Genomic DNA, 21,341 nt, shown 5'->3' on the forward strand with positions numbered 1-21,341 from the left:
TGACCATGGACTTTAAGCGTTTAGAGAGGCTGCGTGGAAACGCGGTCAACACAGAATTTCAATCAGCAATGATGCTGTTACGACGGGATGCGGAAGAAGCGGCGAAGATCACCTTCGCCATTCGCTCCCATGAGCAAGGCGAATGGATGCATTATTATTATTGTGATGAAGATGGGGCTAGGCTCACTTTCGAGTGGCTTAAGCCTCATCTTCATCGCTGTCCTACCTGTGGGAAAGAGCGGCAACATGCACGGCTCGATGGGGGCTGGACGTCATTGGCACATAGTCAGATCGGTCGCGCTGTCTATCACATCGCTCTGTTATATGCGATTGAACCGGACGCTGAGCGATTACAATTCGTTAAATCCTATCTGATGGCGTATGCCGACCACTATGAAACGTATGCCATCCATGGGAATATTCCGTATAATGGGCCTGGGAAATTATTTGCCCAAACCTTAGATGAAGCCCATTGGATCACGGATTTAGCCCTTGGCTTTGACATGATTAAGGAGCATCTGACTCGAGATGAAATCACACATATACGTCGTGGTTTACTCGAGCCGTGTGCACGTTTCCTTATTGCACACAAGGAAGAACAGATTCATAATCATTCGGTGCTGATTACGTCTGCGATTTCCGCGCTGGGACTTTTACTCAATGATAGAGAAATTCTAGATGCTGGCCTAGAAGGGGAATATGGCTTGCGCGATCAGCTCGTGCGCGGGATATTCGAAGATGGCCAATGGTATGAGGGGAATGTACAGTATCACTTCTATGCGTTTCAATCCTTGCTGCACTACGCGTTGATTGCCGAAGGAACAGAGAGGGACGTTTGGCAAATGAACGCGCTAAAAGCGATGTTCGACTTTCCTTTGCACTTGGTTTTGCCAAATGGCGTGATGCCGACGCTCAATGATGCAGGGCTTGGCCATCATATCGGCACGTATGCACCGTATTATGAAATTGCTTACGATATTTATGGGGAAGCCAAATATCGTTCGCTGTTGCAGGCTGCCTATGGCATGGATGAAGCTGGTCCGAGTATGCAAGGCGTGAACTTATCCAAGAGAGATTCGGTCTATGCGTTGATGTTCGGCGGAGATTTGGCAGGCCAGCCTTCGGAGGCTCCGGACTCCCTTGGGGAGGAAGTACGGCGGACACGATCCTTGCCAGAGAGCGGGTTGACCAAAATAGTTAATCAAAACGGCTGGCATGTGATCGTGAAGCACAGCCGGTTCGGTGGCGAGCATGATCATATGGACCGACTTGGCTTGTCTATTATGCACGGCGATATGCCGTTACTCGTCGATCCAGGCACCACGGCATACGGGATTCCAGTTCATTACGGGTGGTTTAAGCATACGTATTCGCATAATACCGTAAGTATAGACGGGGCAGACCAGCCGCCACGGGATGGGCGATTGATTCAAATGCACGAAGAACCTTGGGGCGTATGGCAGGAAACGGCAGTGGATTGGCTCTCAGAGGACTATGTGATGAAGGATCGCATTATTTTGCCTGCTGAACTTCATCCATGGGATGTAGACGCCTACCAAGGCGTTAGAATTCGAAGATTAATTGTACTCGTCGAAAACCATTTGTTGGACATTGTACAGGTAATTGTTCCAGCAACACGCGAGGTTCATTTTAACAATCACATAAGTGGTGCGCTTGTAAATGATGATGATGCGATTGTTTGGTCGTCTACGGATGATAAGCTGAGCCGACTGGAGCAGCAATGGCTCAAAGATAAGAAGAGGCTCGTGCAGGGTGCGCCAGCATTCGCGTATGAGATGCGCAAAGGAACATTGGAGCAGCACATATGGTGCTCACAGCAAGCGGACCTATACAGCGCTTTGACACCAGATAATCCGCCGAGCGGGCAGCGGACGTCTTTGCTAGCCGTTGCATCTGTAGAGCAGAGCGTGATCTATGTTCAGACGCTCCACGTTGATGCGAAACAGCAAGGAGCACGTCAAGGTAAGCTTGAGGTGACCATGCTATCTTCGAACACGCTGCAAGTAGTGTGGAACAAGCAAGGTGATCAGCATACGTATGTTGTGAGTTTAGCCAGTGAGAAGGCGGAGCTTAATAAGTTAAGCTAGGGAAAGGTGAGTTAAGATGAGAAATCGATTGTCATTCCTCAGTTTATGGTCGATTAACGATGCGTTGAATCTGGAACAGTTGAAAGAGGGGCTTGACGAACTTCGGTTAGCGGGACTTGAGGGAGTCATTTTTCATCCTCGGTTTTATCCCAATGAACCTGTTTACATGAGCGAAGAATATCTCCATATCCTATCGAACTTGATCCTGTACGCCAAATCTACAGGGATGATCTTCTGGATCTATGATGAGAACGGTTGGCCTTCAGGAACAGCAAGTGGTGAGGTTATCAAAAGGCTGCCAGACTCTTCATGCAAGTACGTCAACTGGATCTCCGACGAGGAGGGAGGACGGCTCGTTTTCGGGGAGAAAGCGGCTGTTTCTTCGTTGGATGCAGCAGCTACGCAAACGTTTATTGCGATTATTCATGAGGGCTACCGCAAGGGTTTGCTTCCAGAAGCCTTTGATTATGTGACAGGTTTCTTCTCGGATGAAGTCGCCTTCTTAGATGGACATGGTATAACTGTGAAAACAGGTGCGATACCTTGGGATGAGGGATTTGTACAACTGTATGAAGGTAAACACCATGAAGCCTTGCTTCCCAATCTTCCCCTACTGTTTACAACAGGCAAGGGCTATGAAACGTTCCGTGCACGATATTGGGAAATGTTGACGGATGCGATCATCGCGAGCTTCTACAAACCGATCGCTGATTGGTGCGAAAAGCACGGTAAGAAATTCACCGCACATTTGAAAGCGGAGGAAAGTCCATTTTTTCAGCTATCGTATAGCGGGTCTTGTTTTCAGGTTTTAAAATACGTAGAAACGCCGGCCATAGACGCTTTAGAACGCTTCCCCGGCAATAACTTTTACCCCCGTATTGCTCACTCGATCGCGATGCAGCAAGGCAGAGATGGGGCGCTGGTTGAAGCGATGGGAGGCAGCGGCTGGGGTGTGTCGCCGGAATCCTTCACCAATTATGTCATGTGGCTGGCAGGTCACGGTGTGGAACATTTCGTGCTCCACTTGAACCAGCTGAAACTTACAACACAAGCTGTACAGGACTGGCCGCCTTCGATGCCGAGCCATCTGACATGGAAGGACGCATTCCCTGCTTTGCTTGCCTCGATCAAAGAGCAGGCGGCTCAGCTCCCGAATTTGCGAGCGAATCCGGAGGTGCTGATCGTGACCCCAACCCGCGGTATCATGGCGCATTTCGATACAACCGATGCGATGCAAATGAACGAGCACGATGGCTCGAACATTCCTTCAAGCACGGCAGGGATTCTCAATGCCAAAATGCTGGCGCTCGTTGAGGCATGCCACGCGGAAGGACTTCATTATGAGTTAAGCGAGGAGCGGTTCATTGAGGAGTCTGGTCTCTTTATGGATGGTGCACTTCGGATTGGGATGCGGGACTATACGCATGTGCTGATTGCTGACGGCTGCCGATGGAAGGATCCTGCAATCGAAGAACGTCTTCGTTCTGTGGGAATTACCGTATGTCATCCGGAGGATTGGCGGGATATATTGCCGATAAAGGCTTCAGCCGCAGTCTCTGCAGCTGTGACTTCAGATTTGAAACAGACACCATGGGTGGCGGAATCACCGCAATGGAACCAAATCCTTGTGGAACTGCAGCAGCAAGAGTCTGGTAAGCTGCTAGTTGAATTAAACCTAGAGGAATCCGAGTCCTTCGGTGGAATGACGCTCTTACTTCTCGATGCTGTGAGTGAGGTTTGGGTGAATGGCAAGCCTATGGAGCTGTTACCGACGACTAGTGGGTACGAAGGTGACATCTCTGTTGCTCAAATCGACGGCAAATCGAAGCTGATGCTCGAGGTAACGCGTTTGCCAGAGGGAGAAGCTTTCCCAATCGCGTTCCTGCGCGGTAATTTCGCCGTTAAGAGCAAAGCAGCGTTGATCGAGAAGGATGAGCATCAATGGATGTTGGAGGGGCCTCTCGAGCTGTCGCCGATCTCAGATGTGATCGACAGTGCTAACTTGATTGAATCCGGATTTCCGTATGCAAGTTCACCGATAGCAATGAGGAAAATGGTATTTCTGGATGCCTCGGAACGCGGTGCCATTCAGTTGACTGATCTATGGGCAGATGCTGCATTCGTCAAATTGGGTGGGCAAGAGCTTGGTTGGTGTTGGGGGCCTCATTGGTCCGTACCGCTTCCTCAATCCCTTCAAGGAGGATCTTATGAGCTTGAGGTGCTGTTATATCCAAGTACCTTCAACATGTACGGACCCCATCACCATCTGGACGGAGATCGTTATTTAACGAGTCCTGACCAGTACAAAGGGATTAAAAATTTTGCAGATCGTCCCGATGCTCCTGAACAAACGCGAGTGAGCTGCGCTCATTTCGTCAAATGGGGCATGTCAGGCGACGTTCAGTTACTGCACTGGAAATGAGTGTGCCTGAATACCACTAAGTTCGCAAGAAACCTGCCCTTGATATGGAAGTTGCCGCATTGTGGGAACGAGGGCAGGTTTTATAAGATATGAAATGTAAGCGCTATTAACCTTTGATAATATCGATATTGAGCGAGTGACCAATACCAACGATAGCACGCGTACATGGGCCTACTTTATCATTCGAAATGCCGATGGCTTCGGTGGCGGTACGATTAATACGTTGAATGTCAAAAATATTCTAGTCCGCGATGCAGGAACGACTTTAGGGACATTGAAAGGCTACAGCAGCACGAAAAACATCAGCAATATTACATTTAATAACATTGTTATGCCGGGCAGTGCGACACCTGCGCAAAATTTAGCACAAATGAACATCCTCAATCGAGCTTATCATACACCTGTGACTATCCTGCCAACGCAAATTGCAGAACCTGTGCAACGACCAAATTTAGCGCTGAATAAACCAGCTACAGCCTCATCTTCTGCTGCTGCGCCGAGTCTTTCTTTTGATGGAAACTTTGGTACGAGATGGGGTTCGAGCTATACAGATGCAGAGTGGATCTATGTGGACCTAGGCTCCCCGGTGTATGTGTATGCCGTAAAGCTTTACTGGGAAGCTGCATATGGCAAAAGTTATCAAATTCAAGTATCAAATGATGCAGTCAACTGGACAAATGTATTTAGCACGACGACTGGAGATGGCGGTGTCGATGATATAAGCTTTACGCCTACTGTGGCTCGTTATGTGAAAATGAATGGCACCTTGCGAGGCTCCTCATACGGCTACTCCCTTTGGGAGTTTGAAGTGAACGGAACGGTAGGCAACTTAGCAATAGGAGCTAGTGTTTCGGCCACCAGCTCAGTTGAGAATACGAATTTCTCCACTGTGAAAATCAATGATGGGCAGCGCAATACCATAACAGGTTCTATGGGATGGACCAGTAACAACAGCTTAACAACGAATCATACAGAGTCAGTGACGCTCGATATGGGGGCTAGTAAGACCATTTCGAAGGTCGATCTGTATCCACGAAATGACGCAGGCAATATCGGTCAGAACTTTCCGATCGATTTCACGATTAAGACATCTACAGATAATGTGAATTGGTCGACGGTGGTTACACGTACGGGCTATGCGCAGCCGGGGAATGCTGTTCAGAGTTTTGCGTTTTCTGCGGTATCTGCAAGATATGTGAAAATCGAAGGGACGAATCTGCGACCGAACCCAAGCGATGCGAATCGGTATCGGATGGCTTTTGCTGAGGTTGAAGTGTACTGATATTGATATTTGTAGAGATGACCACGTTAGCCTTTGGGCTGATGTGGTTATTTTTTCATTGATGGCTGGTTGGCAGTTGTAACGCCATCCCGATACTGGCTGGGTGAGATACCATACAACTTCTTGAACATCCGACTAAGATGCAGCTGATCCGTATACCCCACAGAGTATGCGATCTCCTTTATCGAAAGTGACGTACTCGTCAGCAGCTCACATGCTTTGCTCAGCCGGATCTCGCCTAAGTAGTGCTGAGGCGGTGTCCCGATGGCTGCTTTGAAAAGGCTCGTGATGTATTTACGGCTGAGCCCCAGTGTTTGCGCCATTTCCTCGATCGTAATCGTTCGGGCATAGTTGTTTTTCATAAAAGAGATCGCCTGCGCCACGTACAAGTCTTTCATGGTTTTCTGCTGCGAGAATGAGGACTCATGTTGAGAGGACTCCAGCAACAAGGCTAGAAAGGCATACAGCGCCGAAGTCAACTGTAACGGTTTGCTGTAAACCTGCTGGTTCGCATCAAACAGTTTGTTGAAGCACTGCCTGATTTCCAACTCCCGATTGCATGTAATGACGGGATTGTCTGGTGTAAAGCCAGCTTGCCGCAAATAATCTTGGACGATGCCACCGCCGAATGCGACCCAGGAAAAGTCCCATGGCTCCTTCTCGTCCGCTTGAAAAAAAGAAACGACATAGGGAGATATCAGAAAAACATGTCCCTGAGATAAGTGATACGTTTCATCGCCGACACGATAAATACCCTTGCCACTGTGAATATAGAAGATTTTATAGCTTTGCTTAATCGCAGGTCCCCAAGACTGACCCCCGACGCATTGTTCCGTGCCCGTGTAGTAGAATTGGATATCTTGTTGGGCTTCAATCAAGTACTGTGCAATTTTATGGTTGGCCATCGGCAGCTGCTCCCTATACATATTGAAAGAAAATATGTCTTTATGCTATATAGTGCTTCCATTTTATTATAGCAGTGACTTCCGATATGGACTAGAATGAACTCAATTCATATGAATTCATTACAAAGCCAACGCAGATGCGGTCATTTTGCTATACAAGATTGGTGAACTACCGCCAGCAGGGAGCAGCGGACACGAAAGCTTGGTGAAGACATTGCAAGGCTTCCAACAGCTGGAGGAGATTTTAAACAGCGCCAATTTATCTAAAACTTGAAAGTTTAAATTGACCATAAGAGGAGATCATGCAAATGGAATACAATTATTTAGGCAGGTCTGGGCTGCGTGTAAGTAAGCTTTGTTTGGGTACGATGAATTTTGGTGTCGATACGGAGCAGGCCGAAGCGTTCCGCATAATGGATGCTGCATTGGATGCGGGCATTCAGTTCTTTGATACCGCTGATATTTACGGTTGGGGAGCAAACTCTGGCGCCACGGAGACGATTATCGGCAACTGGTTCGCGCAAGGCGGTAACCGCAGGGAACGAGTTGTATTGGCGACCAAAGTATATGAAAAACTTCACAAGCCACTATACGGACCCAACGATGAGAGTGGCTTATCCTTATACAAAATCCGCCGCCATTTCGAAGATTCGCTTCGCCGTCTGCAAACAGATCATGTGGAGCTTTACCAAATGCATCACATTGACCGCCGTACGCCGTGGGAGGAGATTTGGGGTGCTTTTGAGGGACTCGTCAATCAGGGCAAAATCGATTATATCGGCTCCAGCAATTTTGCGGGCTGGCACTTGATGAAGGCGCAGGCAGCAGCCAAAGAGCGCCATTTCCTGGGGCTTGTGAGCGAGCAGCATAAATATCATTTGCTGAACCGCCTCCCAGAGTTGGAAGTGTTGCCAGCCGCTCAGGATTTGGGACTAGGTGTCGTCGTGTGGAGCCCGCTAGCGGGTGGACTGCTTGGCGGCAATGCGCTTTCAGCTGACAAAGGTACGCGAAGAAGCAGACAAAGTGAGGCGCTCGTAGCTAAGCATCGTAATCAGCTGGAAGATTTTGTAAGTTTGTGCGGCGATCTAGGTGAAAAACCCGCGCATGTGGCGTTAGCTTGGCTGCTCGCCAACCCGACCGTGACAGCGCCAATTATCGGGCCGCGTACGGTGGAGCAGCTGCTAGACACGCTCCGAGCGGTAGAAATTAAGTTGGATGAAGCGACACTGAAGGAGCTGGATCGGATTTTCCCAGGGCCAGGCGGAGCAGCTCCCGAGGCTTACGCTTGGTAAGGCGTCCTCTGCGGAGAGTCAAGTCGGTTACGATTACAAATAAATGAAAGGAGCTGCTCCTATGAAGAACAATCGATGGGCTTTGGTTACCGGAGCGGACCGAGGGCTTGGCCTCGCCTTGGTCAAAGGACTATTGGCACGAGGTTATGATGTATGGGCAGGGCAGTATGCGGAGGAATGTCAGGCATTGCAAGAGTTGGAGGCAGCCTATGGTAAGCGGGTACGTCCTATTCATCTGGACATCAGCGATGCGAAGAGCGTAGCGGAAGCACTGCGTACGGTGGCTGCTGAAACGGAGCAGCTGGATCTGCTCATTAATAATGGAGCCATTCTGGGGAACATTTCCACCACGATTCAGGATGAGTTGGATTTTGAAGACATCGAGCAAGTGTTTCGTGTAAACACATTGGGAGCATTACGTATGACGAACGGACTGATTGAACTTATTTTAAAAAGCACCGATAAGATCATTGTGAATATCTCGTCTGAAGCAGGCAGCGTCGGGGCAAGTAAGCGAACAGCTTGGTATGCTTACTGCATGTCCAAGTCTGCGCTCAACATGCAATCGCAGCTCGTTCATAACCAAATTTCTCCGCTAGGCGGCAAAGTGCTGGTTGTGCATCCCGGGCATGTACAGTCCTACATGAAGGGTGAGTTTGATGAGACTGCCAAGCTGTCGCCAGAGCAATCCTCTCAGCACATTCTCGGCCTCCTTGAGCAGCGGCTTGGACCTGATTGGCCGGATCAGGCGCTGGCACTGACCGACTACCAAGGCGAACAATGGCCGTGGTAAGATATGGTGACATGAAGTAAAAAGGAGATGGATTCGTATGGCAAGTATACCTACCTTGCTTCTTGGCAATAACGACGATGCGCCGTACCATACGTTGCGTGCGGTGCAGGAGCTGATTATCGATAATCTTGGGGCGTCTTTTCAAGTGACAGCGGCAGAAGGGACCACACACCTAGTGGACGTCCTCCAGCCCTATCCGTTAGTCGTTTCCTACTTAGATATTTGGAACAAAGTACCTGCGGCGGAGGAAACAGCAGGTCTCCTCCAATATGTTGCTGGCGGAGGTGGACTGCTCGTCATCCATAACGGCATCTCGATCCAGGGCAGCCCAGAGCTTAGCCAGTTAATTGGAGCTCGATTCACGGGGCACCCGGCTTACACGACACTCCCCTTCACGAAGACGGAGAGCAATCATCCGTTGACGAACGGACTCGAGCCGTTCCAGATGGACGAAGAACCGTACCGCTTCGAACTAGACCCGTTCGCGCCAATCGAGCTCCTTCTTACGTACACGCACGAAGGCAAAGAATGGCCTGCAGCATGGACACGCACATATGGGTTGGGCAGAGTCGTTTACCTGATGCCAGGCCATCATCCACTATCTTTTCAAACGGAGGCTTATGGGAGGTGGATTCGTTCCGCAGGCCTTTGGGCAGCAGGCGTGCCGCTAACCTAAGATGACATTCAGCTCCATCTAGTAGACAGAAACCAGTGCCTGTATAGGCGCTGGTTTTTTGATTGTTTTATTCATTCAGTTCACACCCGACTCCGCACTCGCAACCACACTGAACCTGAACCCCGCCCCCAACCTTGCCCCCAACCTCGCCCCCAACCTCACCACCAACCCCAACCCAACCCAACCCAGCCCCAACCCGAACCCGAACCCGAACCCGAACCCGAACCCGAACCCGAACCCCAACCCCAACCCGAATGTTGTCAGGTTAGGTGAGCGGGTGGCATTCCGGAAGAGCTCCTGCTTGCGTGGAAGCGAGCAGGGGTTACACGCTTTCAACTTCCTCTCACATCATCCCGTCTACCCAATTCTCCCATCTTCCCTTACTCAAAAATGCAAAAATACAACCTTTCGTAATGAATTATGGTCGAAATTGACAAATGCGTGCAAAAAGGCAACCAATTTAACGTATTTCATGAGAATCTCCTAAAATTACTCCAAATTGATGCCTATTTGCATCAATTTCCAATAACGGTGGGGAAAACCATTCGAAAAGTGCTTTTTTGAATTTTTGACAGGGGCAGAGGACTTGAGGAATTGTGGACTAGAAGACCAGATTACTAGAAGAGTAGAAGAGAAGAGAAGAGAAGAGAAGAGAAGAGAAGAGAAGAGAAGAGAAGAAAAGAAAAGTAGAAGACCAGAAGACCAGAAGACTAGAAGACTAGAGGAGACGTATTACACATTATGTCCTTACTACTCACTACTCATAGTGGGAGTCGGACCCCCGCCTTCCGTCCACACGCCCCCTCCCCAGATAACGGACACAGGGGACGTTATTTGTATGTAATCGAGGTTTTAAAATTTCTAACGGACACAGTAGCCTCTATTCGCCAGAAACCAGCCATCAAACAGCATTTTATGCTACAATAACGTCTGTGATGTCCGTTAACTCCCCGAAAGAGCCACTCATCAAGGATTAACGTCCATGGTGTCCGTTAGCGTAGCACTCTCCGACTCGCCCCCCCCAAAAATGCCGCAAAATGGCGATCCAATGCCCTACATTAGGCTACTTAACTAAGGCCAGAAATAAATACATAAATATCTTTATATAGTCAATTTAAAGACTTGTCTTTTATATGTCCCCTTTCATACAATAGGAGAAGATAGTAAGTAACACCTTAGGATTGGAGCGCTGTGTGATGCGTTTTAAAGATGTATTTTCCATCATCGGCCCCTCGATGATCGGTCCCTCCTCCTCGCATACCGCGGGTGCGATTCGTTTGGGACGCGTCGCCAGGCAGCTGCTAGGCGAGCAGCCGCTCAAAGCAGAGATCACGTTATACGGATCCTTCGCGGATACGTATCGAGGGCATGGCACGGATCTCGCGCTGGTTGGCGGGATTTTGGATTTTGAGACAGATGATCCACGTATTCCTCAAGCGGCAGATGAAGCAGAAGCGTTAGGCGTCGCTGTAGCTTTTCATATTAGTAAAGATAAAGCTGATCATCCGAACACGGTGGGTATTGTACTTACCTCAGAATCGCGGAAAGTCAGCATGAGAGGGGCCTCGATCGGTGGAGGCAATGTAGAAATTATTAATGTTGATCAATTTGACGTGAAATTCACAGCGAATTATCCGACATTGGTCATTTCACATCATGATCGGCCAGGGATGATTGCAGATATTACGACGCTGTTAGGCAGCAATCTAATCAATATTGGATTTATGGATTTGGATCGAAAAGGGCGGAACCGAGAAGCGATGACGGTCATTGAGACGGATGCATCCATTCCAGCTACTTTAATTGAACAAATGTTGCAGTTGCACATGATCACCGACGTTAGAAAAGTGGATCTTGCAGAAAGGGGCGACGCATGAGATTCCGGACATTAAAGCAACTTGCTGAGGTATGCGCAGCGGAAGGCTTGACGATAGCAGAAGTGATGCTGGCTGATCAAAGTCAAGAATCAGGAAAACCGCCAGAATATGTGTTCGAGAAAATGCGAGCGTATTATCAAATCATGAAAGAGGCTGTGGCCAAAGGCCTGACCGAGGACACGACTTCGCGAAGCGGGTTAACAGGGAAGGATGCGCAGCGTGTCGCCTCGTATCTCACGACAACGGAGGCATCGCTCGGCGAAGAGGCTTGCAAGGCGATGGCGTATGCCCTAGCCGTTTCGGAGGTTAACGCGTCCATGGGACGAATTATTGCGACGCCAACAGCGGGCTCGTGCGGGATCATTCCAGGTGTTTTTATCAGTTCACAGCAGCGTTTTGGCTGGGAGGATGATCATCTGGTGAAGGGGCTGCTATGTGCGGGAGCGATTGGGTATGTGATCGCCAACAATTCTTTCGTTTCGGGTGCGGAAGGCGGATGTCAGGCCGAAGTTGGCTCTGCGATCGGGATGGCGGCTGGCGCACTCGTTGAACTGCGCGGCGGTACGCCAGAACAAGCGATGCATGCGGTAGGGCTTGCACTTAAGAATACACTCGGACTAATCTGTGATCCTGTAGGCGGACTGGTGGAAATCCCTTGCATCGTGCGCAACGGCTTCGGCGCGGTTAACGCCATGGCGGCAGCCGATATGGCATTGGCCGGTGTCAGATCGGTCATTCCTTCGGACGAGGTCGTCCAAGTCATGTACGAAGTGGGCACCGCCATGCCAGAGAAACATCGGGAAACAGCCAAAGGTGGCTTAGCGCAGACACCGACCGGACGCAAAATTATGAAGGAACTGAACCTGAATAGGAAGCAATAGCAGCTATGCAAATAACCGCCACCTCAATCATGAGGGGGCGGTTATTCTCACTTACTAAGATGCATTAGGCTGCTTTTTGCGTGTAACGCTTTGTCGACCATCAATGCTAACGGGGATATCCCCATCTACAGTAACTCGGCGCACAATGCGATGTTGATCGCCATAATCATTAATCGCATAATGCTGAGTTGCTCGATTATCCCAAATCACGACATCGCCAGCCGACCAGCGCCAACGAACGGTATTTTCCAGCTTGGTGATATGGGATTGAAGAAGCGCAATTAATTGCGCAGAATCGGCAGAAGAAAGGCCGAGTATTTTCTTGGCAAAATGCCCAAGCACCAAGGTGCGCTCACCCGTTTCTGGATGCACACGGACGAGAGGATGTTCCGTTTCATAAACGGTTGAGGCAAAAACTTCCCGATGATGCTGCTTCGCGGAGTCTGATACTTGGGGACGATGCGCAGCATAGTCGTAATCATTACTATGTAGTGCCCAGAGTTGATCAACCAGGTTGCGAAGTTCGGCTGGTAGGTGCTCATACGCAGCAGCTGTATTCGCCCAAACGGTATCTCCGCCAGAGAGTGGCACAACGACGGCACGGAGGACGGATGCTTGTGGATAAGCATCCACGAAGGTTACGTCTGTGTGCCAGGAATCAGCTCTTCCCCCATGATTGGAGTCTAGCTCTAACACATAGTCGGTACCCTGTTTAATAGGAACCGTGGGATGAGCGACAGGAGCACCTAACACGCGGGCGAATGCTTCTTGACCAGCATCATCCAGCTGGTGCTGTCCACGAAAGAAAAGCACTTTATGCTGCAATAAGGCTTCTCGGATCGCTGAAACCGAGTGAGTGTCCAATTCAGCATGAAGGCTTACTCCTTTAATTTCTGCGCCAATTCTTCCTGCAATCGGCAATACCTCAATGTCCCCAGCTGTTTGCTTAATTTGCTCATTTGTACTCATCGTCTTGGCCTCCAATATTATAGTTTTATGCGCCTTCTACGGCAACAGTCGCATACTGGTTAACAGGTCTTGCAAGTCCCAAATGCCCCCGAAGTGTGGAGCCGGAATACTCAGTTCGGAACAAGCCTCTGCGCTGCAGTTCTGGAATGACAAACTCTGCGAATTCTTCGATTCCTGCAGGTAAATACGGCGGCATCACATTAAAGCCATCACTGCCCCCATAAAGGAACCATTCTTCGAGTTGATCGGCGATCTGGATAGGGGTGCCAGCGAATGTGCGATGCCCGCGACCGCCAGCTAGGCGGTGAAGCAGCGCGCGGATGGTTAAATTCTCGCGCCCAGCGAGGTCAACGACAAGCTGAAAGCGGCTTTTATTGCCGTTGATGTCGGACAAGCTAGGAAGCTCCGGTAACGGACCATCCAAAGGGTACGAGTGTAAATTGACGCCAAGCATATTTGACAGCTGATTGAGACCATATTCAGGAACAGTTAATTCGTTTAGTTGTTGCTCTTTCTCTTTGGCCTCAGATTCGGTCCTACCGATGATGGGGCAGATGCCAGGCAGTATTTTCAACTGTTCAGGAGATCGGCCATACTTCACTAATCTAGCTTTGACATCGGAGTAAAATTGCTGGGCTTCGACTAGAGTTTGCTGTGCGGTAAATATCGCCTCGGCGTACTGGGCAGCGAATTCTTTGCCATCCTCGGAAGAACCAGCTTGAACGAGCACAGGATACCCCTGCGGAGATCTAGGAATATTCAAGGGACCGCGGACTTTGAATGTGTCGCCGACATGATTGATCTCTCGGACTTTACTCCGATCCGCGAAAGTGCCAGACTCCCGATCGATGATGAGAGCTTCATCTTCCCAGCTGTCCCATAAGCTAGTTGTGACATCTAAGAATTCTTTTGCCCGTTCATAGCGCTTGCTGTGCTCTAAATGGGTATCTTTGCTGAAATTACTGGCTTCAAAGGAACTGCCAGACGTAACAATATTCCAACCAGCGCGACCTTTGCTGATATGATCCAGCGAAGCGAATTTACGCGCAACATGAAACGGTTCGTTATACGTCGTCGATACGGTACCAATCAGTCCAATATGCTCCGTTACAGCGGCCAACGCCGATAGTAGAGTAAAAGGCTCGAGGCCGACAAACGCGCCATGCTTAATATTTTGACCTACGGCTAACCCATCTGCGAGAAAGAGAGAGTCGAACTTCGCCTTTTCCGCAATTTGAGCGATCCGTTGAAAATATCGAATATCGGTTATGTTCTCAGGCTCTGTGTTCTGATGCCTCCATGAAGCTTCGTGATGTCCAGTGTTCATGAGAAAAACATTTAAATGCAGTTGTCTTTTGGATTGACTCATGGTCATTCACGCCACCTTTTTCGTTTATTCGCTGTAAGTTTGCTTCCAGCCGGTCAATCTTTTCTCAAGCGTAACTAAAAGAAAATTGATAATGACACCAATCACGGAAATCGAAATAATCCCTGCGTACATGTTCGTAATCTGAAAGCTGAATTGTGTATATTGAATTAAATAACCCAGACCAGATTTGGCCCCGACCATTTCAGCGGCGACAAGTACGAGAATAGAGCTTGCACCGGCCTGACGAATGCCTACGAAAATCGTGGGAATTGCAGCAGGGATGATAACCTTGCGAAAGAGTTGAATAGAAGACAAGCCCATGGAACGAGCCGATTTAATTAAAAGGGGTTCCACATTTTTCACACCACTAATGGTGTTCAGTAGGAGCGGGAAAGCGCACGCATAGAGCACGATGGCAACTTTAGAGGTCTCACCTAGCCCTAATAAGAGGATGAATACGGGTAGAATGGCCAGCGCTGCGGTATTCCGAAGCAACTCAAGCAGAGGATTGAGATATTCGGAGACGGGCTTCCACCAGCCTATCGCAAGTCCGAGGGGAATACTGAGCAATATGGCTAACAAGAATCCGCCGAGAGAGCGCGATAAGCTTGCAGTCGTATGCTCAGCTAGATCACCGGAGAGCAGAAGTTGCCACCAGGCCGTAGCGATTTCGGAGATCGGAGGGAAGAATGTGGCATCGACGAGCCCGAGGCGCGGGGCAAATTCCCATAAGAGCAGCAAGGCGATAATCACAATGCTGTTTTTAAATGCTTTTCGCAGCTTTGTTACGATCCAACCGATGGCATCAAAGCTTTCCTTTCTACCCAAGATCAGGGCTTTACCTGCATTTACACTAGCCATTGATAACGCCTCCTTTTATCACTGATTTACTAGGCTCAAAGCTATCCAAGGTCTTACTTTTCTCTTGTTCTTGCGCTCTGCTTACTTCATCTTTGAGTAAATCCCATACTTCATGCCGCAGCTTGACGAAATCTGGGTTGGATCTCAAATCTTCTTCACTTCTCCTCGATTCAAAAGGAATATCAAGCACCGTCTTGATTCGCCCAGGACGCGAGGTCATGACAGCCACTCTTTGCCCCAAATAAACCGCTTCTTCGATACCGTGCGTGATAAAAATAATCGTTTTCTTCGTGGCTTCCCAGATGCGCAATAATTCGCTTTGCAGTGTTTCTCGTGTTTGTGCATCAAGTGCTGCAAAAGGCTCATCCATCAGCAGCACTTCAGGGTCATAAGCTAAGCTTCTTGCGATAGCAACACGCTGCTTCATGCCGCCGGAAATTTCGTGGGGATATCTATTTTCAAAACCGGATAGGCCCACTAACTGAATAAACTCTAAGGCAATTTTGCGTCGTTCCTTACGAGGCACGCCCTTAGCCTCCAAGCCAAATTCCACATTGGCAAGTGTTGTTTTCCAAGGGAACAAGGCATACTGCTGGAACACAATCCCTCGATCAAGATTAGGCCCTGTGATGGGCTTCCCATCTAGTAGAATTTGTCCGCTGCTAGGCTTCGTTAACCCTGCAAGGAGGTCCAGAAGTGTGGATTTACCGCAGCCGCTCGGCCCAACAATGACCATGAATTCTCCCTGTTTGACGTCCAAGTTAATATCCTGTAAGGCGGAGATGGGCTGTGAATCTTCTTTCAGGTGCCCCAAGTTTCGCTGAATACGAAACGATTTCTGCACATGCTGAATGCTAATTTTAGCTGTCATTGACTTGCCTCCTTCACGTTTTCTTCAGATGATGTTTACTTTTTCTCATTGACAAAAGGGTTAAATTCATTCGTATATAGGCCTTTGACACTCAACTGTCCCTCTTTAATCACACCTTCGTTGACAAGCCAATGGATCCAGGTGTCGAATTCTTTGTCAGAAATGAGCCCTCCTTTACCTGCAATGCCCGTACTTTTCCAGAACTTAACGGTAGAGGTATCTTCTTTGCGATCGCGTGCGTTGATGATTTTTTCATAACGAGCCACGACTTCGGTCTGAGGTGTTGTGCGAGCCCATTCAATGGCTTTGGCTGTCGCTTCAACAAATTTATGAGAGGCATTGGGATTGTTCTTGATGAATTTGTCAGTCAGCACATAGCTACCAGCACTAAAATTGCCAAATAAATCTTTATCTTTGAATAAAGGCTGAATGCCGCCGCGTTCCAACGCTTTATCACGAAGGGTGCCTCCAAGTGCGGCTACATCAATTTGTGCAGCACGCAGTGTTTGCTCTGATGTCACCGGTGGAACGACAACCAAGGTGACTTGCTTAATTTCCTCAGCTGTAAGTCCGGCTCTGTGCAAATACTCCTTAATGACAAATTCATGATGTGCACCTAACGTATTTACCGCAATTTTTTTGCCGATAAGATCCTTTGCTGTTTTAATCGGACTGCCATCTAGCACGTAATATCCAGTCCACGTATTATCATCGACACCATAGTAAGAAATAACGGGCTTAATTGGTGCCTTCGCAGCGATCAGCTTCACAATGGCACCATTGAAGGCTCCGCCAAAATCCGTATCACCGGTTACGACTGCTTGAATATCTTGCGGACCGCTAATGGTATTGCCGATAAACTTTAACTTCAAGGGGGCGAGGTAGCCCAAATCTTCAGCTAATTCGGGATATGTAACGGAACCGACGCTACCTTGATAGCGAAGCTCTGAAACTTCTGGCGTCTGGCCTTTTGCTGAAACGGTTTGATCTTTGTTGCCACAAGCGGATACGACGAAGGATGAGGCAAGAACGAAAGATAAGGCTGTCACATAACTTCTTTTCAATGGTATGGTCATAATCCAATTCCCCCTTACGATAATTTCCAATCCTTAAACTTATAATTCCTATAGACTTACTGTGTATTGGTTTATATAATGAAATATACGATTACACCCATTTTCTGTCAATAAATTGGCGACACATGAACAGGAATGACGATGAATGACCATTATGAACCCAATCGAGGTGACTTTGATGTCCATGCAGCGATTCAATCTGATACCCTTGCAGGAAGCGATTGATTTACTCGGTGTTAGCCGTTCGACCTTTGATCGGTGGCGTAAATTAAAGCAACTTCCTTTTGTGAAAATTGGCAAAGAGATCTTAATTGATAAGAAAGAATTAGAGCAATGGGTACGTCTCCATGCGGTTAGTCTTCAGAATCCTGTCTTTACAGCAGGAGCATCGTCTACCGTATCTGCTCAAGAAAATCCAACATTAACGGTTGGTTATCAGAGTGGAACAGCTCATATGTGGACATCTCTCATCATGAAAGAGCTGGGTTGGTTGGAAGAAGAGCTTGCCGCAGCCAATCCAAGTCGTGTGGTTCAGGTGAAATGGTTCGATGGTGCTAACGGTGCGGTGCTTCTGCAAGGGATGGTAGGCGGCAGCATTCAGATTGCGTCGTTGGGAGACTATCCGATTGTCCTAGGTGCTTCGCTGTGTCAGACGTTCCCGGCTTTTAAACCTGTTCTAATTGCTTTTGATGGTAAAACCTCCGGTGGACAAGGGATTTCGCTCATTTTACGCAAAGGGCTGGAGCCCAGTGATATTTCGGAGATTTGTGGTTGGTCACTCACGTCGGCCGCACAATCGAGTGCAGGTAGACGGTTATCGAAGCTGCTCCAATCACTGGGAGGGGGCGGAGATCAGGTCATTCACAAAGAAATGGATGAGAGTATGGCGGGGATTGTAAAAAGGAAAATTGCAGGATGTGCCATGTGGGAGCCTTATATCTCTTTGGTTAACTATCACGGAGTCGGCAACGTGCTTTTTCAAGAAGGAATTGGGGAAGATTACCTTACGGGTGTCGTCGCAGACGAGAAGTGGGTTCATCATCATGAAGGAGATACCATCGCTTATTTGAAAGCACATCTCCGAGTACACGCCTTTATTCGCAATGATCCCGATGCAGCGGCAGAGCTGATTTCCCGAATTAAAGGGATCCCCGTGGAGATTGCCGTTGCCATTATGACCAAAGTCAGATGGGACGCTTCATTTTATACAAAAGATATGAATTCGCTCGCACAGTTGTATCAAGAGAATGGCGCAGTTCACACGCCCACATTATCCAAATTACAGGACACTCGTTGGAATGGTGACTATTTACAGCAAGCGATTAAGGCTTTAAAGCTACCTCATTTGAGTGGTCATCCCTTAGAGGGAGATTGGTCAGATGAACAATTGTACTAAAAGTGCACGGTTTCACTTCCATTCCATTTCGGTATATAGTAAAGAAATGATGTATGTGGAAGGGAGCTACGAAGAAGATCATGCGCACAACAATGACGACCACGATGACGGAAGAACAACAAGGTATCTTTCCAGCCGTTTGCCCACTGGACTGTCCAGATCAGTGCGGTTTACTGCTTCATAAAGAAGACGGGAAGATTGTTAAAATAGAAGGAGACCCTGATCACCCCGTGACACAGGGAGCCATATGCAACAAAGTTCGCAACATGACGGCACGTATTTATGATGATAAAAGGCTGCAGTATCCCATGAAACGAATCGGCCCCAAGGGGGAGGAGGCCTCTTTTAGGCGGATTTCCTGGGATGAGGCATTGGACACGATCACGAGTCGCTGGAAAGAATTGATTGCCTCGGAAGGCCCAGAAGCCATCTTGCCGTATAGTTTCTATGGCAATATGGGACGGATTGGGACGGAAGGTATGGATCGTCGCTTCTTTCATCGAATGGGAGCCAGTCGTCTGCTGTATGCCATTTGTGAATCTGCCGGCACCGAGGGCTATAAATATACGATGGGCGGCAGCTATGGAACCGATCCCGAGGATACGGTGCATGCGAAGTTGATCATCATGTGGGGGATCAATGCGGTCAGCACGAATATGCATCAGGTGATGCTGGCCGAGAAAGCCCGCAAAAACGGCGCACAAATCATCGTAATTGATGCGCATAAGAACCAAACAGGTCGCTGGGCGGACTGGTTTATTCCCATTTTGCCGGGAACTGACGCGGCTCTAGCACTTGGCATGATGCATATTCTGTTTGCTGAGGGGATGACGGATGAGGCATTCTTACACCAATACACTGTTGGGCACGAGGAGCTAAGAGAGCATGTTAAGCAATACGATCCTGCTAGCGTATCTGAGATAACTGGTGTGCCGGTAGAGGACATTTATCGCCTTGCTCGTTTATACGGTGAGACATCCCCTTCCTTTATTCGTATAGGGAACGGGATTCAGCATCATGATAACGGCGGCATGTGCGTGCGGACTATCGCTTGCTTGCCAGCTCTAACAGGACAGTGGCTGCATCAAGGCGGCGGTGCAATCAAAGGGAATGGCGCCTATTTGGAGCATAATTTGCCGGCCTTGCAGCGACCGGATTTGCGTAAGAAGGAAGCTCGACAAATCAATATGAACTTGCTTGGCAGCGCTTTGCTCGAGCTAGATCCGCCAATCCATGCGTTATACGTATATAATTCCAACCCAGCGTTGGTCGCGCCACATGCGAATAAAGTGAAAGAGGGGCTGGAACGAGAGGATTTATTCACCGTCGTGCATGATCTGTTCCTAACGGAAACAGCCAAATATGCGGATATTGTGCTGCCAGCGACGTCCTCTTTTGAAAATACAGACTTTTATCGCTCCTATTGGCATCACTATGTGCATCTTCAGCTCCCTGTAATTGCGCCTTATGGTGAAAGCAAAGCGAATGTGGATGTGTTCCGACTGCTTGCTTCGATGATGGGCTACGAGGATGAAGCGCTGCGGGCCAGCGATGAGGAGATGGTTCGTCAGGCTTTGAATCATCCTGGAAATCCAGCATTAGCTGAAATAACCTATGATGCGTTGCTGGACACAGGATTCATGAAGGCGGAGATTACTCCATTATTTCCTGGGAAACTTCGGACGCCTAGCGGCAAAATCGAACTCTATTCGGCCGAGATGGCGAGTAAGGGGTTTCCAGCGCTTCCAACGTATGTCCCACTTGCTGAGGTCAGTGATTTGCCATTTATGTTCATTCCGGCGCCGAATCATAACTTCTTGAATTCAACCTTTGCTCATAACGAAAAGCATGTTCGCATGGAGAAAGTGCCGAAGCTGCATATGCATGAAGACGATGCATCGGCTTTGGGCTTGGCCAGCGGTGATCTCGCACGGGTGTGGAACGAGCGCGGCGAGTGCGAGCTTGTCGTTATGGCTGGTCGCGATGTGCGGCGCGGGGTAGCTGTCAGTCAAGGGCTTTGGGCGGATACGCCAGGCAGCAAGACACGCGTGAATGTCCTGACGCCAGATCGCGTGGCGGATATGGGCGGAGGGGCTACCTTTTTCTCGGGACGGGTAGGCGTGGAAAAGTTGAAATGATCTTGAACCTTTGGGCGGATGATGACATAGGGTGAGATCAGGAGATGATGACTTATGCCTATTCAGCAAAAAGCTTACGCTTTAATCGGGAGGCCGGTTGGTATTTCCCTGATGGATGGTACCGGGGTATCCGGCATTTTGTGCAGTGTACAAGGTGGCTCGATCTACGTCATTGAATATTTATACCATACGCAATTCGCTACGAAGCACTATACATTTAATCAAGTGAGAGATATTTTGCCGTTCCCGCAATGTCCGCAGCCGTATACACCACAGCCTTTGTACTAAGATAAGGTGGATGAATGAACTTGAACCGATCCTTCTGGGATCGGTTTTTTTGTGGAAATCCGAATTTAGTCACTCCCGAACCTAAATAAATGACAATTAAATCGAGCGGAAAGCATGTATCATCATTTATGTATACG

18 protein-coding genes are annotated in these 21,341 nt (G+C 48.7%); 12 read left to right on the forward strand and 6 right to left on the reverse strand.

Annotation, left to right across the window (positions count from 1 at the left end):
• Positions 1 to 5: 5 nt before the first annotated feature.
• The 3 genes from ASL11_RS02445 to ASL11_RS36940 all read left to right on the forward strand — a co-directional run bounded on the left by ASL11_RS02445 (position 6) and on the right by ASL11_RS36940 (position 5,812).
• Complete coding sequence (locus ASL11_RS02445) at positions 6 to 2,108, forward strand: heparinase II/III domain-containing protein (RefSeq protein WP_056609258.1); 2,103 nt, start codon at positions 6 to 8, stop codon at positions 2,106 to 2,108.
• A 16-nt stretch (positions 2,109 to 2,124) separates the two neighbouring features.
• Positions 2,125 to 4,530, forward strand: a complete 2,406-nt coding sequence (locus tag ASL11_RS02450) for a hypothetical protein (protein ID WP_056609260.1) — start codon at positions 2,125 to 2,127, stop codon at positions 4,528 to 4,530.
• Positions 4,531 to 4,666: 136 nt separating this feature from the next.
• On the forward strand, positions 4,667 to 5,812 hold the full coding sequence (locus tag ASL11_RS36940) for a discoidin domain-containing protein (protein WP_056609262.1): 1,146 nt from the start codon (positions 4,667 to 4,669) through the stop codon (positions 5,810 to 5,812).
• Positions 5,813 to 5,859: 47 nt separating this feature from the next.
• Here the strand turns inward: ASL11_RS36940 and ASL11_RS02460 are convergent, their stop codons facing one another.
• Positions 5,860 to 6,717, reverse strand: a complete 858-nt coding sequence (locus ASL11_RS02460) for an AraC family transcriptional regulator (RefSeq protein WP_056609264.1) — start codon at positions 6,715 to 6,717, stop codon at positions 5,860 to 5,862.
• Between the two features lie 308 nt (positions 6,718 to 7,025).
• Between ASL11_RS02460 and ASL11_RS02465 the strand changes: the two genes are divergently transcribed.
• The 6 genes from ASL11_RS02465 to sdaAA all read left to right on the forward strand — a co-directional run bounded on the left by ASL11_RS02465 (position 7,026) and on the right by sdaAA (position 12,236).
• A complete protein-coding gene (locus ASL11_RS02465; RefSeq protein ID WP_056609266.1) occupies positions 7,026 to 8,009 on the forward strand; it encodes an aldo/keto reductase in 984 nt (327 codons plus the stop codon).
• Between the two features lie 61 nt (positions 8,010 to 8,070).
• Positions 8,071 to 8,802: an SDR family NAD(P)-dependent oxidoreductase gene (locus ASL11_RS02470; RefSeq protein ID WP_056609269.1), complete on the forward strand. Its 732-nt coding sequence runs from the start codon at positions 8,071 to 8,073 to the stop codon at positions 8,800 to 8,802.
• A 37-nt stretch (positions 8,803 to 8,839) separates the two neighbouring features.
• Entirely contained in the window at positions 8,840 to 9,478 is a 639-nt protein-coding gene (locus ASL11_RS02475) for a ThuA domain-containing protein (RefSeq protein ID WP_056609271.1), read from the forward strand.
• 586 nt (positions 9,479 to 10,064) lie between these two features.
• Positions 10,065 to 10,322: a hypothetical protein gene (locus tag ASL11_RS36260; RefSeq protein ID WP_157256782.1), complete on the forward strand. Its 258-nt coding sequence runs from the start codon at positions 10,065 to 10,067 to the stop codon at positions 10,320 to 10,322.
• A gap of 352 nt (positions 10,323 to 10,674) precedes the next feature.
• A complete protein-coding gene (gene sdaAB, locus ASL11_RS02485; protein WP_056609274.1) occupies positions 10,675 to 11,355 on the forward strand; it encodes an L-serine ammonia-lyase, iron-sulfur-dependent subunit beta in 681 nt (226 codons plus the stop codon).
• A complete protein-coding gene (gene sdaAA, locus ASL11_RS02490) occupies positions 11,352 to 12,236 on the forward strand; it encodes an L-serine ammonia-lyase, iron-sulfur-dependent, subunit alpha (protein ID WP_056609275.1) in 885 nt (294 codons plus the stop codon). Before sdaAB ends, sdaAA begins: the two co-directional genes overlap by 4 nt.
• Positions 12,237 to 12,290: 54 nt before the next feature.
• Here the strand turns inward: sdaAA and ASL11_RS02495 are convergent, their stop codons facing one another.
• The 5 genes from ASL11_RS02495 to ASL11_RS02515 are packed head-to-tail and all read right to left on the reverse strand — an operon-like array spanning position 12,291 to position 17,382.
• Positions 12,291 to 13,205, reverse strand: coding sequence for a TauD/TfdA dioxygenase family protein (locus ASL11_RS02495; protein ID WP_056609277.1), 915 nt, complete (start codon positions 13,203 to 13,205; stop codon positions 12,291 to 12,293).
• 25 nt (positions 13,206 to 13,230) lie between these two features.
• Entirely contained in the window at positions 13,231 to 14,574 is a 1,344-nt protein-coding gene (locus ASL11_RS02500; RefSeq protein WP_056609279.1) for an LLM class flavin-dependent oxidoreductase, read from the reverse strand.
• Positions 14,575 to 14,598: 24 nt separating this feature from the next.
• On the reverse strand, positions 14,599 to 15,435 hold the full coding sequence (locus ASL11_RS02505; protein WP_056609281.1) for an ABC transporter permease: 837 nt from the start codon (positions 15,433 to 15,435) through the stop codon (positions 14,599 to 14,601).
• Complete coding sequence (locus tag ASL11_RS02510; protein WP_056609282.1) at positions 15,428 to 16,306, reverse strand: ABC transporter ATP-binding protein; 879 nt, start codon at positions 16,304 to 16,306, stop codon at positions 15,428 to 15,430. The genes ASL11_RS02505 and ASL11_RS02510 overlap by 8 nt, the downstream gene beginning before the upstream one ends.
• A gap of 35 nt (positions 16,307 to 16,341) precedes the next feature.
• A complete protein-coding gene (locus ASL11_RS02515; RefSeq protein ID WP_056609284.1) occupies positions 16,342 to 17,382 on the reverse strand; it encodes an ABC transporter substrate-binding protein in 1,041 nt (346 codons plus the stop codon).
• A 145-nt stretch (positions 17,383 to 17,527) separates the two neighbouring features.
• Between ASL11_RS02515 and ASL11_RS02520 the strand changes: the two genes are divergently transcribed.
• From ASL11_RS02520 to ASL11_RS02530, 3 genes are all read left to right on the forward strand, one after another.
• Positions 17,528 to 18,778: a helix-turn-helix domain-containing protein gene (locus ASL11_RS02520; RefSeq protein WP_056609286.1), complete on the forward strand. Its 1,251-nt coding sequence runs from the start codon at positions 17,528 to 17,530 to the stop codon at positions 18,776 to 18,778.
• Between the two features lie 80 nt (positions 18,779 to 18,858).
• Positions 18,859 to 20,916 carry a molybdopterin oxidoreductase family protein gene (locus ASL11_RS02525; RefSeq protein ID WP_235550346.1) on the forward strand — a complete coding sequence of 686 codons (2,058 nt, stop codon included), beginning with the start codon at positions 18,859 to 18,861 and terminating at the stop codon, positions 20,914 to 20,916.
• A 54-nt stretch (positions 20,917 to 20,970) separates the two neighbouring features.
• On the forward strand, positions 20,971 to 21,204 hold the full coding sequence (locus ASL11_RS02530) for a hypothetical protein (RefSeq protein WP_056609288.1): 234 nt from the start codon (positions 20,971 to 20,973) through the stop codon (positions 21,202 to 21,204).
• Positions 21,205 to 21,341 lie beyond the last annotated feature (137 nt).

Origin of the sequence: Paenibacillus sp. Soil750 (assembly GCF_001428045.1) — a bacterium.
Taxonomy (GTDB): Bacteria; Bacillota; Bacilli; order Paenibacillales; family NBRC-103111; genus Paenibacillus_E; species Paenibacillus_E allorhizoplanae.

What these genes read in the sequence shown, in the direction of transcription:
- ASL11_RS02445 (WP_056609258.1), top strand. Translation starts at nt 6, where the DNA reads ATGGACTTTAAGCGTTTAGAGAGGCTGCGTGGAAACGCGGTCAACACA.
- ASL11_RS02450 (WP_056609260.1), top strand. Translation starts at nt 2,125, where the DNA reads ATGAGAAATCGATTGTCATTCCTCAGTTTATGGTCGATTAACGATGCG.
- ASL11_RS02460 (WP_056609264.1), bottom strand. Translation starts at nt 6,717, where the DNA reads ATGGCCAACCATAAAATTGCACAGTACTTGATTGAAGCCCAACAAGAT.
- ASL11_RS02465 (WP_056609266.1), top strand. Translation starts at nt 7,026, where the DNA reads ATGGAATACAATTATTTAGGCAGGTCTGGGCTGCGTGTAAGTAAGCTT.
- ASL11_RS02470 (WP_056609269.1), top strand. Translation starts at nt 8,071, where the DNA reads ATGAAGAACAATCGATGGGCTTTGGTTACCGGAGCGGACCGAGGGCTT.
- ASL11_RS02475 (WP_056609271.1), top strand. Translation starts at nt 8,840, where the DNA reads ATGGCAAGTATACCTACCTTGCTTCTTGGCAATAACGACGATGCGCCG.
- sdaAB (WP_056609274.1), top strand. Translation starts at nt 10,675, where the DNA reads ATGCGTTTTAAAGATGTATTTTCCATCATCGGCCCCTCGATGATCGGT.
- sdaAA (WP_056609275.1), top strand. Translation starts at nt 11,352, where the DNA reads ATGAGATTCCGGACATTAAAGCAACTTGCTGAGGTATGCGCAGCGGAA.
- ASL11_RS02495 (WP_056609277.1), bottom strand. Translation starts at nt 13,205, where the DNA reads ATGAGTACAAATGAGCAAATTAAGCAAACAGCTGGGGACATTGAGGTA.
- ASL11_RS02500 (WP_056609279.1), bottom strand. Translation starts at nt 14,574, where the DNA reads ATGAGTCAATCCAAAAGACAACTGCATTTAAATGTTTTTCTCATGAAC.
- ASL11_RS02505 (WP_056609281.1), bottom strand. Translation starts at nt 15,435, where the DNA reads ATGGCTAGTGTAAATGCAGGTAAAGCCCTGATCTTGGGTAGAAAGGAA.
- ASL11_RS02510 (WP_056609282.1), bottom strand. Translation starts at nt 16,306, where the DNA reads ATGACAGCTAAAATTAGCATTCAGCATGTGCAGAAATCGTTTCGTATT.
- ASL11_RS02515 (WP_056609284.1), bottom strand. Translation starts at nt 17,382, where the DNA reads ATGACCATACCATTGAAAAGAAGTTATGTGACAGCCTTATCTTTCGTT.
- ASL11_RS02520 (WP_056609286.1), top strand. Translation starts at nt 17,528, where the DNA reads ATGACCATTATGAACCCAATCGAGGTGACTTTGATGTCCATGCAGCGA.
- ASL11_RS02525 (WP_235550346.1), top strand. Translation starts at nt 18,859, where the DNA reads ATGCGCACAACAATGACGACCACGATGACGGAAGAACAACAAGGTATC.
- ASL11_RS02530 (WP_056609288.1), top strand. Translation starts at nt 20,971, where the DNA reads ATGCCTATTCAGCAAAAAGCTTACGCTTTAATCGGGAGGCCGGTTGGT.